The sequence below is a fragment of the Gimesia sp. genome (assembly GCF_048262075.1).
Lineage (GTDB): Bacteria > Planctomycetota > Planctomycetia > Planctomycetales > Planctomycetaceae > Gimesia.
This window is the reverse complement of record NZ_JBLXFK010000005.1, coordinates 339,471-354,786: the sequence shown is the minus strand read 5'-3', so window position 1 is coordinate 354,786 and position 15,316 is coordinate 339,471. Positions and strand designations below refer to the sequence as shown.

At 51.5% G+C, this 15,316-nt stretch carries 12 protein-coding genes; 8 read left to right on the top strand and 4 right to left on the bottom strand.

All coding sequences use genetic code 11. The features are described 5' to 3' along the window. The first annotated feature begins 258 nt into the window (after positions 1–258). The gene (gene aspS, locus ACN0YH_RS13150; RefSeq protein WP_417380024.1) at positions 259–2,022 is read left to right on the top strand and encodes an aspartate--tRNA ligase; all 1,764 of its coding nucleotides are present in this window, start codon (positions 259–261) and stop codon (positions 2,020–2,022) included. A 45-nt stretch (positions 2,023–2,067) separates the two neighbouring features. After that, entirely contained in the window at positions 2,068–3,414 is a 1,347-nt protein-coding gene (locus tag ACN0YH_RS13145) for a PQQ-binding-like beta-propeller repeat protein (RefSeq protein ID WP_417380023.1), read from the top strand. On the opposite strand, the gene ACN0YH_RS13140 is transcribed toward ACN0YH_RS13145, so the two are convergent. Then, the gene (locus ACN0YH_RS13140) at positions 3,415–3,987 is read right to left on the bottom strand and encodes a protoglobin family protein (protein WP_417380022.1); all 573 of its coding nucleotides are present in this window, start codon (positions 3,985–3,987) and stop codon (positions 3,415–3,417) included. Between the two features lie 110 nt (positions 3,988–4,097). Between ACN0YH_RS13140 and ACN0YH_RS13135 the strand changes: the two genes are divergently transcribed. Further along, positions 4,098–4,571 (top strand): RrF2 family transcriptional regulator, encoded by a 474-nt coding sequence (locus ACN0YH_RS13135; RefSeq protein ID WP_417380021.1) that lies wholly within the window; start codon positions 4,098–4,100, stop codon positions 4,569–4,571. A gap of 6 nt (positions 4,572–4,577) precedes the next feature. Here the strand turns inward: ACN0YH_RS13135 and ACN0YH_RS13130 are convergent, their stop codons facing one another. From ACN0YH_RS13130 to ACN0YH_RS13120, 3 genes are all read right to left on the bottom strand, one after another. Beyond that, entirely contained in the window at positions 4,578–5,618 is a 1,041-nt protein-coding gene (locus ACN0YH_RS13130; RefSeq protein WP_417380020.1) for a hypothetical protein, read from the bottom strand. Between the two features lie 104 nt (positions 5,619–5,722). Continuing rightward, positions 5,723–6,280: a DUF3592 domain-containing protein gene (locus tag ACN0YH_RS13125; protein WP_417380019.1), complete on the bottom strand. Its 558-nt coding sequence runs from the start codon at positions 6,278–6,280 to the stop codon at positions 5,723–5,725. Positions 6,281–6,337: 57 nt separating this feature from the next. Beyond that, positions 6,338–7,126: a TIGR00266 family protein gene (locus tag ACN0YH_RS13120; RefSeq protein ID WP_417380018.1), complete on the bottom strand. Its 789-nt coding sequence runs from the start codon at positions 7,124–7,126 to the stop codon at positions 6,338–6,340. Between the two features lie 270 nt (positions 7,127–7,396). On the opposite strand from ACN0YH_RS13120, the gene ACN0YH_RS13115 reads away from it, so the two are divergent. The 5 genes from ACN0YH_RS13115 to ACN0YH_RS13095 all read left to right on the top strand — a co-directional run bounded on the left by ACN0YH_RS13115 (position 7,397) and on the right by ACN0YH_RS13095 (position 15,299). Beyond that, positions 7,397–8,284, top strand: a complete 888-nt coding sequence (locus ACN0YH_RS13115; protein ID WP_417380017.1) for a FliM/FliN family flagellar motor switch protein — start codon at positions 7,397–7,399, stop codon at positions 8,282–8,284. Positions 8,285–8,777: 493 nt separating this feature from the next. Further along, on the top strand, positions 8,778–11,735 hold the full coding sequence (locus tag ACN0YH_RS13110) for a serine/threonine-protein kinase (RefSeq protein WP_417380016.1): 2,958 nt from the start codon (positions 8,778–8,780) through the stop codon (positions 11,733–11,735). Between the two features lie 188 nt (positions 11,736–11,923). Beyond that, positions 11,924–14,515: a tetratricopeptide repeat protein gene (locus tag ACN0YH_RS13105; RefSeq protein ID WP_417380015.1), complete on the top strand. Its 2,592-nt coding sequence runs from the start codon at positions 11,924–11,926 to the stop codon at positions 14,513–14,515. 25 nt (positions 14,516–14,540) lie between these two features. Continuing rightward, entirely contained in the window at positions 14,541–14,951 is a 411-nt protein-coding gene (locus tag ACN0YH_RS13100) for a hypothetical protein (RefSeq protein WP_417380014.1), read from the top strand. A gap of 3 nt (positions 14,952–14,954) precedes the next feature. Beyond that, positions 14,955–15,299, top strand: coding sequence for a hypothetical protein (locus ACN0YH_RS13095; RefSeq protein WP_417380013.1), 345 nt, complete (start codon positions 14,955–14,957; stop codon positions 15,297–15,299). Positions 15,300–15,316: the final 17 nt, after the last annotated feature.

Here is a 15,316-nt window from a genome sequence, read left to right as displayed (position 1 = left end):
GTGCTGTTCATTGCGGGCAGTAGCCTGCTTGAATAAGATCAGCTTCATTGTTTTTGCCTTATGGAGCTTTCCGGCGAACCCCGGCTCCCTGAGTGCAGATCATACCCTGCAGGAATACGTCAGGATCGATGAGCAATCAGCGGCTCTCGATCCGGTCTGTTGAGTCTGACTCATGTGGACCGAATCTCTTCCTGACCGCGCGGGATCCACACAAACGTTATTTCGGTACTGCAGCTTTCTTACCAAGGACATACGACGGTGTTACGAACACATACCTGTGGCGAATTAAGAACAGATCATGTCGGGCAGACAGTCACACTGGCGGGCTGGGTGATCCGCGGTCGCGACCATGGCGGCCTGGCCTTCATCGACCTGCGCGATCGCTACGGAGTAACTCAGATCGTGTTCAACCCGGACCGTGACGCCGATATGCATGAGCTGGCCCGCTCCCTGCGTGCGGAAGACGTCATTCAGGTAGCCGGCGAAGTCGTACTGCGGGATGACCGGGAAAACGAAAAGCTGGCGACCGGAAAAATTGAGATCCGCGCTCATGAGCTCAAAGTGCTCAACAAAAGTAAGACGCCTCCGTTCGAACCAGGCACGAGCGAACTGCCTAATGAAGAACTGCGTTTGACCTATCGCTTCCTCGATCTGAGGAGTGAACGCCTGCAGGAAGCTCTCATGGTCCGGCATCGTCTGACCAAACTGACCCGCGACTATTTCGATGAGCATCAGTTTCTGGAAATTGAAACGCCGATTCTGGGTCGCAGCACACCGGAAGGTGCCCGCGATTACCTGGTTCCCAGCCGCGTCCATGAAGGCAGCTTTTATGCGTTGCCGCAATCACCACAGATCTACAAACAGATTCTGATGATTGGCGGCTATGACCGCTACATGCAGATTGCCCGCTGTTTCCGTGATGAAGACCTGCGAGCCGACCGTCAACCGGAATTCACACAGATCGATATCGAAATGGCGTTTGTCGAACAGGAAGACATCCTGACCTTAATCGACGGCCTGATTGCCCGCATTCTCAAAGATCTGCGAAACATTGAAATCAACGAGCCGCTCCCCCGCTATAATTACCATGATGTGATGGAAAAATATGGTTCCGATAAACCAGACCTGCGGTTTGACCTGGAACTGATCGATGTGGGTGAGATTGCCGCCAGCTGTGACTTCGCCGTCTTCAAGAAAACGATCGAGTCCGGCGGACGCGTCAGAGGTTTAAATGCCAAAGCCGCCGCCGACCGCTACAGCCGCAAAGACATTGACGGCCTGACCGAATTCGTGGGTGAATACGGTGCCAAAGGGTTGGCCTTCTTCAAAGTCACCGAGGAAGGGCTGCATTCCCCCATTGCAAAGTTCTTCTCTGATGAAGACAAGCAGAAGATCATGGAAGCCATGAAGGCGGAGGTCGGCGACCTGCTGTTTTTCGTTGCCGACCAGTGCTCGGTAACTTCAGCAGCCCTGGCCGCTTTGAGAAACCGCCTGGGTAAAGAGCTGGAACTGTACGGCCCCGATGATTTCGAGTGCTGCTGGGTCGTCAATTTCCCCCTGCTTTCCTACAACGAAGATGAAAAACGCTGGGACGCTGAGCATCATCCCTTCTGTCAGCCCGTCGAAGAAGACGTACAGTACTTCGAAAGTGATCCAGCCAAGGTGCGGGCACAATCGTATGACCTGGTGATGAATGGTTATGAATTAGCCAGTGGCAGTGTTCGTGTACACGATCAGAATGTGCAGCAGACGATCTTCGATTTACTGGGGATCTCGGCGGAAGAAGCGGAAGAACGTTTCGGCTTCCTGCTGCAGGCATTGCGTTACGGGGCACCCCCACACGCCGGCGCTGCACTGGGTCTGGATCGTCTGGTAATGCTGCTCTGCGGAAATGATAATATCCGTGACGTCATCGCATTCCCCAAAACTCAGAAAGCAGCCGACCTGCTGAGTGGTGCTCCTTCAGAAGTCGATCCACACCAGCTCCGCGATCTACGGATCAAAGTTGACATTCCCAAGTAAGGGATCTGCGGGCATAATAGGGTGACACCCCTTAAGGAGAACGGAATGAAATTTGTCACCCCGTTTCTGTTATTGCTTGCCGGCCTGCTATTGATGGCCTGTAGTGAAGCGATGCCGGAAACCGTCGCAGACAATGAATCCACTGAGCCAGCGAAGCCGCTGCCACCCGTGATCGTAGAAGTCTCATTCAAGGATGCTGCTTCGAAATCGGTACCCGTTCCGCAGCCGGGTTTCTGGCCACACTGGCTGGGCTCGAATTACGATGGTATCTCGAGCGAAACCGCCTGGCGGGCGGACTGGACCGACAAACCACCACAGGTCAGCTGGCGCAGGAATGTGGGAATCGGTTACAGTTCGATTTCCGCAGCCGACGGCCGCCTGTATACAATGGGCCACAACGAGGGCAACGAAAGTGTATACTGTCTGGATGCAGAGACCGGCGACATTATCTGGGAACAAAGTTATCCAGCAGAACTGGTCAATCACCTGAATGCAGGAGGCCCGGGAGCCACGCCGACCATTGATGGCAACTTTCTTTTCACGAACAGTCGCGACGGCAGGTTGATCTGCTTTGAAATTAAAACAGGCAAGATTGTCTGGGAGAAGAAATTAACCGAAGCCTACCAGATGGAAGTACCTGAGTGGGGCTTTACCTGTTCGCCGCTGATCCTGGGTGAAAAACTGCTGATCGAAGCCGGACGTCTGGTCGCGCTGGATAAACGCACGGGGAAAGAACTCTGGAAATCCGCGCCTCATATGCCAGGTTATGGAACGCCGGCTCCTTTTGAAATAGAGGGAACCCAGTACCTGGCGCTGCTCAATAATGATTGTCTCTCAATCGCCCGCGCCAGTGATGGTACCGAAGTCACAACCTTCAACTGGCCTTCCCCCTTTGATACGAATTCCACCACTCCGATCATTGACGGGAATACGATTTTTATCTCATCGGGGTACCATAAGGGCTGTGCTCTCCTCGAATTTAAAAACGAAAAGCTCACGGCTCGCTACACCAATAAAGACATGAAGAACCACTTCAACAACAGTGTGCTCTTTCAAAAGCACTTCTTTGGCATGGACGGGAATTCCAACCTGGGTCGCATCGTACGTCTGAACTGCCTTGATCAACAGACGGGTAAAATAAAATGGCGTGAAGCAGGTTTTGGCTGTGGTTCTGTGCTGATTTCAGATGGTAAGCTGATCATTCTCTCTGATGAAGGAACCCTCGTCACCGCAAAAGCGTCTCCTGAATCGTATCAGGAAATTTCCCGCTTCAAGGTACTCGATGATCAATGCTGGACGGTTCCTCTGCTTTGTGGTGGCCGCATCTACTGCCGCGACTCGGCGGGAAATATCGCCTGCGTGGATGTCCGCCAGCCTTCACCGGATCAATAATCAAGCCTGGTAGTGGCGGTTGATTAAATCGTTCTGAACCCAGAGCAATTTGTTGAACGCCGTTAATGTTTTGACCTCTGTGTCGCGATCCAGGTTCAGACCAAGGATCGTATTGATCAACGCGGTTGAGACAAATCCCATCAAGGCGTTCATCTGTACGAGAGGCACGTCCAGAGTCGGACTACCTGCTTTGGGAGTATGAATTTTTCCCACCAGATCCAGGTACTGTACCATTTTTTCGTCATACGGTCGGGTGACCAGAGCTTCCAGGTAGCGGCCCAGATGTTGCTTCCGAAACTGAATCATTTCATGATCCAGAGTCAGGGTCTCAATACTTTCAGGAGTTTCGCCCTCGTAACCATGTTGGCGTGGCACAAAATGACGTTTCGTGCAATCATATCGAAACAACTGATCATACACTGCATCAACCAGTGAAGGGACCAGGGGTGCCAGAGCGCCCGCAGCTCCATGAATCGCCTCTAAGTCATCTTCCGTAATTCCAATAAAATCCACCAGATACTGAAATCGATAGGCCAGATCGGATTCCAGTTTTTCTTCATCAATCTGCCTCATTTTTGATTTCTCCCCGAATTGAGCGACTATAATGATTTGAGATTGAATCGAAGTATAACAAACGCGATAATCGACATCGATGTCCAATTATCGTTTTTAAGGACTTTCCTATGTTTTCCCAGACTGTTGAATACGCACTCCGAGCAATTGTTCACTTGGCGGATCAGGCTCCCCACCCTTGTACGACTGAGCAAATCGCAAAAGCCACCAAAGTACCCCAGGCCTATCTTTCGAAAGTGCTCCAGAGTCTGCGGCAGTCAAACGTGGTGCATTCACAACGGGGAATCGGTGGCGGCATCTCCCTGGTCAAGACTCCTGAGGAACTGAGTCTGCTGGAAGTGGTCAATGCCGTCGATCCAATCTGCCGCATCAAAACCTGCCCGCTGGGTTTAAAAGGGCATGGCGCGAATTTATGTCCGCTGCATCGCAAACTGGACGATGCCATGGGAGAAACAGAGACCGCCTTCGCAGAAACGACACTGGCTGACATTCTGATGTCTTCCACCAGCAGCTACCCGCTGTGTAATGAACCTCACGAGCGTCTGACCCCGCTGGGCGGCCCCACTGTCGCTCCTTCAAACTGATCCGGGTCATTCACCAGCCTGATTGAAATTCCCACGTTTTAAAAATGAGTCCGTCTGCACCTTCGGTTCGCCTGCTGGTACTGCCTGTTCGAAGTAGGCCTGCTCAACCTGCTGAGGTTGCTCGCCCAGCTGATCTGGAATCGGTTCGGTTTGAGTCGCAGAGACCTGCTGCAGTTCTGACCTGGCATGTCGCGCGAGCTGCTCCTGCTTTACCTCGCGTGCTTTCCAGCGTCCGACCACATGAGCCGGGATCACCGCTCCGGCTTTCACTGCCAGATCAGCATATGGCAGAAAAGGAGTTGCAGCCCCTGCGATATAGGTCGCGTAGGCGGGATAAAGTACCTGATACGCTTCTTCTTCTGTCTCAAAATCCTCTTCCGCGCGTAAATAACCTAATGCATCATTGGTGGCAATCGCTTCCGGCCAGAGCGACACAACCGGCAATGCCCCCGCGACCGCGTAAGTGCCTTTATACTTCCGGGTCCCAAAATCTTTCGCGTGTCCCCCTTCATGTAAAGCCACAGCGGGATGATCAGAATACAGGCTGATCGTATTGGTAAACGGATTATAGTTGTCGCCTCCAATTATTCGTCCGGGCAGCAGTGTATAAGAGAGAGCCGTCAATGTCCCCGCAGTATAGCGCCAGCCCCAACCCACCGCTTTATTTTTTCGCAGTCGCTTCCATTCCCCCACCGGATCGTATTCATTGACGCGCACCTTCACCTGTTCCAGTCCATTCTTTTCCAGGTAGGCTGCGATCACCTCCTCGGTTTCCGGAGAAACGTTGTGGTTATCAATTCGCCTGTCCCAGAGCAGTACTTTTCCCGGAATCCCGATAACCCAGCCGATGCCATCAATGACAGGTCTGCGCTTGCCTCTCGCAATTTGGGGCTCTCCTTCTGCGAGTAAAGGCTCGGGGGATTGAATCAATGCAGGCTGGTAGACATAGGGAGTTGTAGCGCAGCCTGACATTGTAGAACCAGTCAGGCAGACAACGAACACCAGCCAGATGGTTTTTTGCGCACAATTTTTCTGTAAAGAGAACATGAGAATGCAACCGGGGAATGGAGTTTATGTGAGAGGGGAGTGCTCTGTATCAGAGGTCTCTTTTTGAAGCAAGCCCGATTTCTGAATCGCACAATAGCAGGCACTCATTCGGCAAAGTTTGCCGTTTCGATCGGGCCACTTTTCATAAACAGACGAAAGAACGAACTGAACAACGGAATTCCCGTCATCAGGATCCCCGTCCCCAGAAACACCCAGCCAAACAGGTAATAGAACCAGGTGGTTTTAAAGACGCCTGGCTCGAGAACCGCTGTTTCCGGATGTTGGGGGTCGTAATACACGGTCACGCTTTGCTGGATCGGATATTTTTTGATGGTATTCTGAGCCAGTGATCTGTCGGAGGTGGAAACATCACTGCCAAACCAGACTGTTTTCGCCTCATAATTTTTGTCTTGGACCTGGTAGCGATAAACCACATGCGCAGAATAAGTGGAAGAATTTGAGTTACTGCTGCGATGCGATTGCACATCTGATGCGAGGACCTCACCTGTCGTCACAGGCCAGTCTTTGCTGGCACGAGCCTGTTCGAGGAGGGGGAGCCCTTTTAGATAAGCCATCACATAGCCAACGATCAGAAAAATGAATCCCAGAAATATGATCAGCCTGCGTCCGATTTTTTGCATACGATGACGGTTTGCAATCATTTCCAGACTCCTCTCCTTACAGTGTGGTATTGACATGCATGCCAGTTGAGCCGACGCTCAACTGTCACCAAACATGTCTCCAAGTCCTCCCAGCACGGAGCCTTCCCCCACCGAAGATCCGCCGGCTGCAGGCGCGTGTGCCAGCACACGATCGGCGAGACGGGAAAAAGGCAGACTCTGCAGCAACACGGTCCCGTGTCCGCGGAGGGTTGCCAGAAACAGACCTTCTCCCCCCAGAACCATCGACTTCAAATTACCGGCTTTTTCAATGCTGTACTCGATGTCCCCGGTAAACGCGACAATACAGCCTGTGTCCACACGGAGCGTCTCGCCATTCAGTTTCTTTTTAATCACGGTTCCCCCCGCGTGGACAAAGGCCATTCCGTCACCCCGCAGTTCCTGCAGAATAAAACCTTCCCCACCAAAGAAGCCCGATCCCAGACGTTTATTAAACGCCATGGTGACTTCCGTGCCTAAAGCGGCACACAGAAACGAATCTTTCTGGCAGGTAATGGCACCGCCCACTTTATCCATATCAATGGCGATAATTTTTCCCGGGTAGGGGGCAGCAAACGCAACGCGCTGTTGACGCGACCCTTCGTTGGAAAAGTGTGTCATAAACAGTGACTCACCCGACAGCATGCGTTTTCCCGCTTTGAATATTTTTCCAAAGAAGCCATCATTGGGTTGAGATCCATCCCCCATCCGCGCTTCAAAACGGATTCCCTCTTCCATGTAATTCATTGAACCGGCTTCCGCAACCACCGATTCTCCCGGATCCAGGATGATCTCCACGATCTGCAGATCCGAACCAAATATTTCGTAGTCCACTTCATGGCACCGCATAGATTTTCCTCTTCCATCAGGTACTAAAATAGCTTGATTATCCGTCTCTGTATCAAAACGGTCTTTTCAGCAGCATGGTTTAAAATAATACAGGCATAGCCCTTAAATAATGTCAATCTTTTCCGAATACGCGAAGATTGCCGATTTTGAGTGAAGAACTAAATTTCAACTGGTCGATTGTATGAGTTAAGGTTTCTGCATTTCAGACCACGACCTAAAGCCTCTGAAATAATGAACATAATTTCATTTTAAGGATCTGATTTACAAGAAATGTCAGGCTTCAGCCAGGAAAATGTAGAGTCTATTTTCGCCCAGGCGGGTGAGAGTATGTCTGCAATTGCTGATTCTCTCAACCAGTGTTTCGATTTTCAATATCGTCTGGAAATGGGGGAGTCTGGTGTCTGGTCACCGGAAGAACTGGGGGAAGCGTTCCAGGGTCCTGGACTGGTTACCCTGTTTCGATTTGGTAGCGAGGCAATGCTCGGACTATTTCCCGCAAATCTGCCTTTACCTGACTGGTACTCTGAACCGGGTGACTCACAGACATCACGTCTGCAGACACTTGCATTGGAGTGGTCAATGAATCTGATCCCGATGGATATGGGTGACGTTGACGAATTCAAAACCTATTACGTAGATAATTTAGCAAGTGAAGTAACAGCATGTGCTCCCAGTGACTGGGCCGCACTATTGCGTATCAATTTATTTTCCTCAGAAGAAGAGAGCGACGGCCAGAGCCCGAGTGCTGTGATCCCTGTAATTTGGCCACTGACGAAACCGCCAGTTACAGAATCCGTTGAACCGGAAGCCGATCCAGCACCGCAGCCGTCCTCTTCCTCTGCTGCTCAAGCGACGCCACCGATGGCACAGGCAACTCCTGCCAACTCGAACCAGAATCCGCTCAATCGGCTCAATAAACTGCCGGTACAGGCAATCGTGAAACTGGCATCCAAAAAAATTGAAATGAACCAGTTACTTTCCATCTGCCCCGGTTCACTGATCACCTTTGATAAACCCTGTGAGGATCCCCTGGATTTGTATATTAACAATCAGGTTTTCTGCCAGGGAGAAGCAGTCAAGATTGGTGAAAACTTTGGTTTGAAAATTGATCGCGTCGGTTTCAAAAAAGAATATGAAACCAAGATCATCGAGTTTTAATGCTGAGCGAATCGGCTCCAGAGAACATCTGCTGCCTTCAATCCGCTTCCCCAGATCATTCGACTTTTCCGCGATCAAAGGCAGAAATCATGATAATCCAGTAGTTCAGGTAGAGGATTAATTGGATGAAAAATCGCTGAAATTGAGATTTTCTCAGAACGAATGACAGCAGAAGGTCGTATTATAATAGTAGTTCCTTATTTTTATAAACGAATTCCTGTCTGAGAACAGTTATCACATCTTCAACCTGAGTCAGGCCGCTTGAATTTCAAGGCGACAAGAATCTCCTAAACAGTCATTTCAAAAAGGTTTAGGATCTAAAATAATGACACCGTGCTCAAGCGAAACTTGCACTGGGCTTACGACACGCAATCATCGGGCATGACTTTGCACCAATCCAGGTGAATTTGAATTGCGCTGTTGCCTGCCCGATAAAACGTTCGATATCATTTCACACATTGAACCATCGCTACTTTTAAGTGAACTTTAGACCATGGGCTCCGAGTCAAAATCTGAACGATCAATGACGGAACAGGAATCTCTGCCCGAATTTTTTGCGCGGCCCGTTCCTGATGCGGAGGGTCCGGAGACCATCATCAGTCCGCTGGAGCCCATCCCCGCTCCAGATCGTGAGAAAGACAGCGCCCAAGCATATTTTGCCCGCTCTTCCATCTGTAACCGACTGTTCCCTCCTACCACAGACGATGTGGAAGCACCTGAAGAAGCAACCAGCCCTGCCGGTATGAAGCTGGAACACTTTGTCATCCGGGAACGCATCGGACGCGGAGGCATGGGTGCTGTATTCCGTGCCATCGATACCCGCCTGGATCGTGTCGTGGCGCTGAAAGTATTAAGTCCCGGTCAGTCACGCGATTTGGGATCGGTGAAACGATTCCAGAACGAAGCCAAGGCGGCAGCAAGACTGGACCATGAAAATATCTCCCGCGTGTTTTATATCGGGGAAGACCAGGGGCTGAACTTCATCGCCTTTGAATATGTCAAAGGGACCAACGTTCGCGAGATCATTCAATCGCGCGGCATCCTCCCGGCAGCAGAAGCCGTCAATTACGCTTTGCAGATTGCCTCGGCTCTGAAGCATATCAACAAAGCGGGTGTCGTGCATCGGGATATCAAACCATCCAATATCATTATTACCCCGGGTGGCCGCGCCAAACTGGTCGACCTGGGACTGGCTCGCAAGGAAAGCGATAACGCTTCCGCCGACCTGACTACTGCAGGCACCACGCTGGGTACGTTCGATTATATTTCTCCCGAGCAGGCAAAAGATCCGCGCAACGTAGATGTCCGCAGTGACATTTATTCGCTGGGCTGTACCCTGTATCACATGCTGACCGGAGAACCTCCTTACGGCGAAGGCACCGTGCTGCAGAAACTGCTGGATCATTCCGGAAAAAATGTTCCCGATCCGGCAACCATCAACAAACATCTGCCACGTGAACTTTCACTGATCGTTCAGAAAATGATGGCCAGTGATCCGATTGATCGCTATCAGACTCCCGAAGAGCTGATGTATCAATTGATGCAAGTCGCCGGGCAACTGGATCTGCGCGGCGTAAATCCCGAAGGACTGGTCTGGACATCCCCCACGAACTCCCGCCTGGGTTTTCTGGAAAAACATATCGGCTGGATTGCCACCGCGGCCGTCCTGCTCATCATTGTTATTCTGCTGGACCGTTATCCAGCGTTCAACCCTGCCTCGGTGAATGTGGCGCAAAATAGTAGTCAGAAAACTGACTCTTCCAAACCAACAGCGAAAAAAACCGAACAGAAGACACAGGACCCTGATCTCGCCATCGCAAAATCGAACACCCCTGTTTCGCCGACCATCCCAAGTAAAGAAATAGTCGGTTCCCTGGCGTCTCCTGAAAAGGAAAGTACTAAAACAGTCCCAAAAACAACGACTCCAGAGAAAAGTACGACTGACAGTGAAAGCATCGAAGATAACCGTTTAGCAAAAATGAATCTGGAAGAGGATAATAAGCCTCTGAACGAGATTTTTGACAATGTGCCCCTCCTGTCAACGAAAAGAACGATCAGCGAAATCCTGGACGCCGGAAATCTGCCCGGCACCAGTTCTGACTCGGGTAATAAAGTACTGCGTGATACCACGGTCACCATGTCTGAAAGCAGCCAGAAGAAATCCATGGTCCCGCTGGCTCCCGATCCCGAAGTACCGGCAGAAACAGAACCCGATCCGTTCCCCAAGAAAAGCGAGAACGAGTTTCGCAAGATCGAAATTCCTGCCATCACCATTATCAATCCTGATGGCACTGCCGGCCAGGACTTCAAAACGCTGGATGCCGCCTGTGCTGCCGCCGACGATGGCAGTATCATCGAACTCGGCTTCACAGGCATTCGTAAAGAAGCCCCTATCCACATCAATAATAAACGTGTCCGGATTCGTGCTGCCAAAGATCGAAAACCGATCCTCCTGTTCGAATCGGTCGAAGAACCAGCCGAAGGTTTCCAGACCCACATGATACAAATTGCCAATGGTTCTCTGGAACTGTTCGAGCTGGGAATCATCGTGGACGTCAAAGATCTCAACACGGATTCCTGGGCGATTTTCTCACTGAAAAATGCACATGACATCCGCCTGCATCAGGTAACCGTCACCTGTGCCAATACCACCAGCCAGCAGGTTTCCATCTTCGAAATGAACGAGCCCATCAACCAGGGACTCAATGACGACTCCATGATGGGAAAACGTCAGGTGAAAGAATCGACGTTTGTGGAAATTGTAAACTCCGTACTTCGCTGTGACGGCCATGCGTTCTCCATTCGGGAAACCGCTCCGACACGCCTGGAGGTTACCAACTCTGCTTTAATGATTGCCCAGTCACTGATTGACCTGGTGGGCTGTAACAATAAACCCATGGAAGGCGATCACCTGGAACTCGTATTGAATCATTCCACGTTTGTACTGGGTAAAGGACTGTCTGTGATGGATAGTGGCGCGATTCCGCGTGAACTGATTCCCCTCCACGTCTCCGCACGCAATAATGTATTCTTCTCACGCACCAATGCCCCATTTGTGATGATGAAAGGTAACACCAACGAAAATGATTTCCGCCAGAAACTGCTGACCTGGCGCGGAACCAACAATTATTTTGATCGTTTCGGAACCTTCTGGACCATTCAGTCTCAACAGGGAACCACCGGTGCGCTCTCCATGGATGCCCTCGACTGGAAAGATATCTGGGGGCTTTCTGGTGATGTCAACAGTTACCAGATGGAAATCCCCTGGATCGCCGACCGCCAGAAACTGATCAACGCGTTATCCTCGGAACTGCAACCGTCACAATTACAGTTCACCCAGCCTACAGATGGCAGCCCGACGATTACTGCCATCGATCGCACGAATGCCGGCGCTGACCTGGTGACGCTACCCGAGCTGCCTCGGGTCATCAAAGCGCCCCGAACCGAATAAACGCGGTTTTCTCCTCGAATCAGGGGCTGAGTGGGGAAATCAGGTCTGTCTGATCTCTGTAGAAATGTGTATGATGACAGAGGCCCGTAGCCTGATTCCCAACGAACCCACTCTCAATCCTGCTTCACTCGGCTGCTCATCTCGTATTCATGGTATGTCGCTCTTCCTATTCTGAATATTCAACAAACGTGATCGTTCAGGGACGATCTGCCTGGTGGATTCGCGTTTGCATTCTGGCTGCAGTCCTGTTCTCACCGGCGATCAGTTCAGCCGATGACCCGACGCGCTCTTATTTTGAGGGCCTGCGTCAACGGCATCTGTTTGGCATAGCAGAAGGCTATTGTTTAAATCGCCTGGCACTGCCGCGGCTCACCGACACAGACCAGGCCCGCTATACTCTGGAACTGGCCCGCACACTGGCGGCACATGCGCTGGCTACGCAGGGACAGGAACAGGAGGAACTCTGGAAACGGGCGGAAGAGACCATCACGGAATTCTGCCGGGAGCATTCTGACTGGTCCGACACGACTGTCTTCGAAGCCGAGCGGGCACGTATTAATGCGTTCAAAGCTGAAATCGCGTATTGGCAGGTCAAAGCGGACCCGCAAAATCAACCACTCAGGGAGACAGCCATCAGGGAGTTGACACAAGCGGTCACTCAACTGATTCAGGCGGAAACCCGCTTAAGCCAACTACTGAAAAAATCGGGCGCATTCAAGAAATTTACCGTTCTCAAGACGGCCACCATCCGCGATACCCTGCTCGACTTTCAACTGCTGATTGGTTTGACGGGAATGAAACTGGGGGATCTGTTTCAGGCGAACAGCCCACAGCGGAAAGCAGCCGTGGATGCGGCAGAAAAATGGCTGGAACCACTGTCCCGCCGGGCAACCACTCTTCAATTGACCTGGCGCAGTAAACTGGCGCTGATTCAATGCGAACGAATCGATGGCGACACCGCCGGCGCAGCACGAGGCATCCAGGCCTTACTCAAAGAGAAACCACCCGCTTATCTGCATGAACCACTCTTTGTGGAATCGATGCGCATACTGCTGCACGACGGAAAAGCGCAACAGGCAGCGTCACAGATCATCCAGTATCGACAGGATCACGGCAGTATCACCAGCGAACTGGGCTTCCTGGAAATCACAGCATTGATCCAGCTTAGAAAAATCGCACTTGAGAAAAAACAGGACGCACTGGCGGAAGAAATCTGGCAGCAGGTTGAAACACGCTCCCAGTTTCTTAAACAGACGCAGCCGGGTTACTGGTCGCAGCGGGCCTGGATACTCGTCGATCAGCAGCACCAGGTCGATCAGTACGGCAGTCAGCTTACTCAAAGTCTGAAACAGGCCCAGCTCCTGTACTCGCAAGGCAAGATCAAACAGGCCATCGAAGCCTATACAAAAACGGCACAGCAGGCGACCGCCGAGGGTAAAGGCGATCTGGCCTTTGAACTGGCATTTACCAGTGCCTCCCTGCAGTTGCAGACGAAACAGTATAAAGAGGCGGCAGCGCTGTTTCAGTCGCTGTCTCGAAAATACAGTACCGCGCCCCGCGCTGCTGATGCCGGCCTGCTGGCGGCCTGGTGCCTGGGTCAGCTCTATACACAAAGCCGCACCAAATCGCGCAGACTAGCCTACACCGCCGCGCTGGAAGAGGTACAGAAACAGTTTCCCGACAGCAAAAATGATTATGAAGCGGGCTGGATGCTGGCCCGACTGGAAGAAGCGCGTCTACAATATTCCAAGGCACTCGTGCTGTATGACGAAGTTCCCGCCGACCATCCCCGGGCGGCTGACGCGCAGCTCGGAATCGCCCGCTGTTACGAACAGATCCTGCAACGACTGTCTTCCCTCGGAAAACCCACCAAAGCCTGGCGACAGGAAGCCATCGATGTCCTGGAAAAATACCTTGCCGACTTCCCTGCTGAGTCTAACCCGCTGATCCTGCAGTCCCAGGCAGATATCGCCATTCGGCTCACACGAATTTATCTGAATGACTCACCCCCGCTGTATGACAAAGCCAATCGACTGCTGGAATTAATTATCAGCAGCGCGTCGCGCAATATCGCAGAACTCAAACGCAACAATGAACATGCGGAAGCCAGTGTCGCACAGACGGCGAAAGTGATTCAACGCTGGAATGATATCGCCAACCAGGCACGACGGCTGAAGATCATTACGCTGGCAGGACAGGGAAATCCAACCGCGGCCCGGTCGCTGGTGGAGAACCTGGAGAACGCAGGAACCAATGAGCTGCTGTCAGTCCTGAATGGCGTCTCACAGATTAATCTCGACCTGTCCGCCGAGACACGCTACGAACTGGGTCTGCTGCAGTTAAAGTCGGCAGAGAAACTGATCAGTCGTCGCGAAGAATTAACTCCCCCCCAACGACAGCAACTGGATCTCTGCCTGGCCGAAGCATACCTGGCAACAAATCAGCATATCCGAGCGCTCGAGTATTACCAGGAACTGTTGAAGCAATCACCGCGGGACAGCACACTTATCAAACAGGTCGCGCTGCTGCTGGAACGCTGTGGCACCAAAGCCTGCCTGCGGGAAGCAGCGCAGAAATGGCGACAGCTGGAATCGACAGAAAAAGCAGGCAGTATCCCCTGGCTCGACGCCCGCCTGCATATCATCCAATCCACTTTCGATTCCGGCAATGAAGCCGAAGCAAAGAAACTGCTCGGCGTGACGACGCTGCTCTACCCCGACCTGGGCAACGCAGAACTAAAACAACGTTTCCAGGAACTGCAACAACGCATTCAAAAGTGACCGTTTCCTGCTAAATCGGTGAATCATGTATCAGGTAGACCCTCTATTTAAAAAACACCTGTTTTTGTGTACTGGCGTTTTTGCTCTTTTATTAATGTGGTATATCGGTAGTCTGGGAGTTACTGACGGCAAAGGACCAGGCATCAGTAATGCCATCGCTCTTGTCCTGTTTGTGCCAGTAGGCGGAAAACTGTTGGCTGCAAAGCAGTACCTTTTATTTATTGCCACGTTACTGCTTTGTCTGGCTGTTGGCTTTGCAACCGGCAGCTTGATAGAAACACATCTGATGACGCTCACCCTGTCTCACAGCCTGCTCGTTTGCGGAATCGGCGGTCTGCTGGGGCTTCTGGAATTTGGTTTATTCTGGATATTTTATCGCAGACTGTTTTTTCGCTCTCGCTACGATCTGCATCGAATGTTCAGAGGCAGGAAATAGAGCATGAACCTGAAACCTCTGCCATGTGATGTGGGCTTTGCAGATGCGGAACTGGACCATTACCTCAAAGAGCAGTCCCAACTGAAGGTGATCATTAGAGCCTGGAATCAAAAGAAAATTGAGCTGGTCTTTCAGGATGTGATCCAGCTGCTCGATCAGGGGATCGGGGATATTGCTAATGTTTGCAGGGAAACCAACCAGACAGATTTCCTGATCTCTGCGCTCGAAACCACGTATGAAAGCATCCCGGCAACACATCCTTATCAGGAATATGCCTTTTTAGACCATAACGACAGCAAAGTACTCACGGTGGTCGCGAAATCGGTTGACGTCCGAGTAGCCGATTAACAGGCAATCCATACACG

Excerpts from the sequence above, each read along its gene's own strand:
- ACN0YH_RS13140 (WP_417380022.1), bottom strand. The coding sequence starts at position 3,987 with ATGAGGCAGATTGATGAAGAAAAACTGGAATCCGATCTGGCCTATCGA.
- ACN0YH_RS13125 (WP_417380019.1), bottom strand. The coding sequence starts at position 6,280 with ATGATTGCAAACCGTCATCGTATGCAAAAAATCGGACGCAGGCTGATC.
- ACN0YH_RS13120 (WP_417380018.1), bottom strand. The coding sequence starts at position 7,126 with ATGCGGTGCCATGAAGTGGACTACGAAATATTTGGTTCGGATCTGCAG.
- ACN0YH_RS13145 (WP_417380023.1), top strand. The coding sequence starts at position 2,068 with ATGAAATTTGTCACCCCGTTTCTGTTATTGCTTGCCGGCCTGCTATTG.
- ACN0YH_RS13095 (WP_417380013.1), top strand. The coding sequence starts at position 14,955 with ATGAACCTGAAACCTCTGCCATGTGATGTGGGCTTTGCAGATGCGGAA.
- ACN0YH_RS13115 (WP_417380017.1), top strand. The coding sequence starts at position 7,397 with ATGTCAGGCTTCAGCCAGGAAAATGTAGAGTCTATTTTCGCCCAGGCG.
- ACN0YH_RS13135 (WP_417380021.1), top strand. The coding sequence starts at position 4,098 with ATGTTTTCCCAGACTGTTGAATACGCACTCCGAGCAATTGTTCACTTG.
- ACN0YH_RS13100 (WP_417380014.1), top strand. The coding sequence starts at position 14,541 with ATGTATCAGGTAGACCCTCTATTTAAAAAACACCTGTTTTTGTGTACT.
- ACN0YH_RS13130 (WP_417380020.1), bottom strand. The coding sequence starts at position 5,618 with ATGTTCTCTTTACAGAAAAATTGTGCGCAAAAAACCATCTGGCTGGTG.
- ACN0YH_RS13110 (WP_417380016.1), top strand. The coding sequence starts at position 8,778 with ATGGGCTCCGAGTCAAAATCTGAACGATCAATGACGGAACAGGAATCT.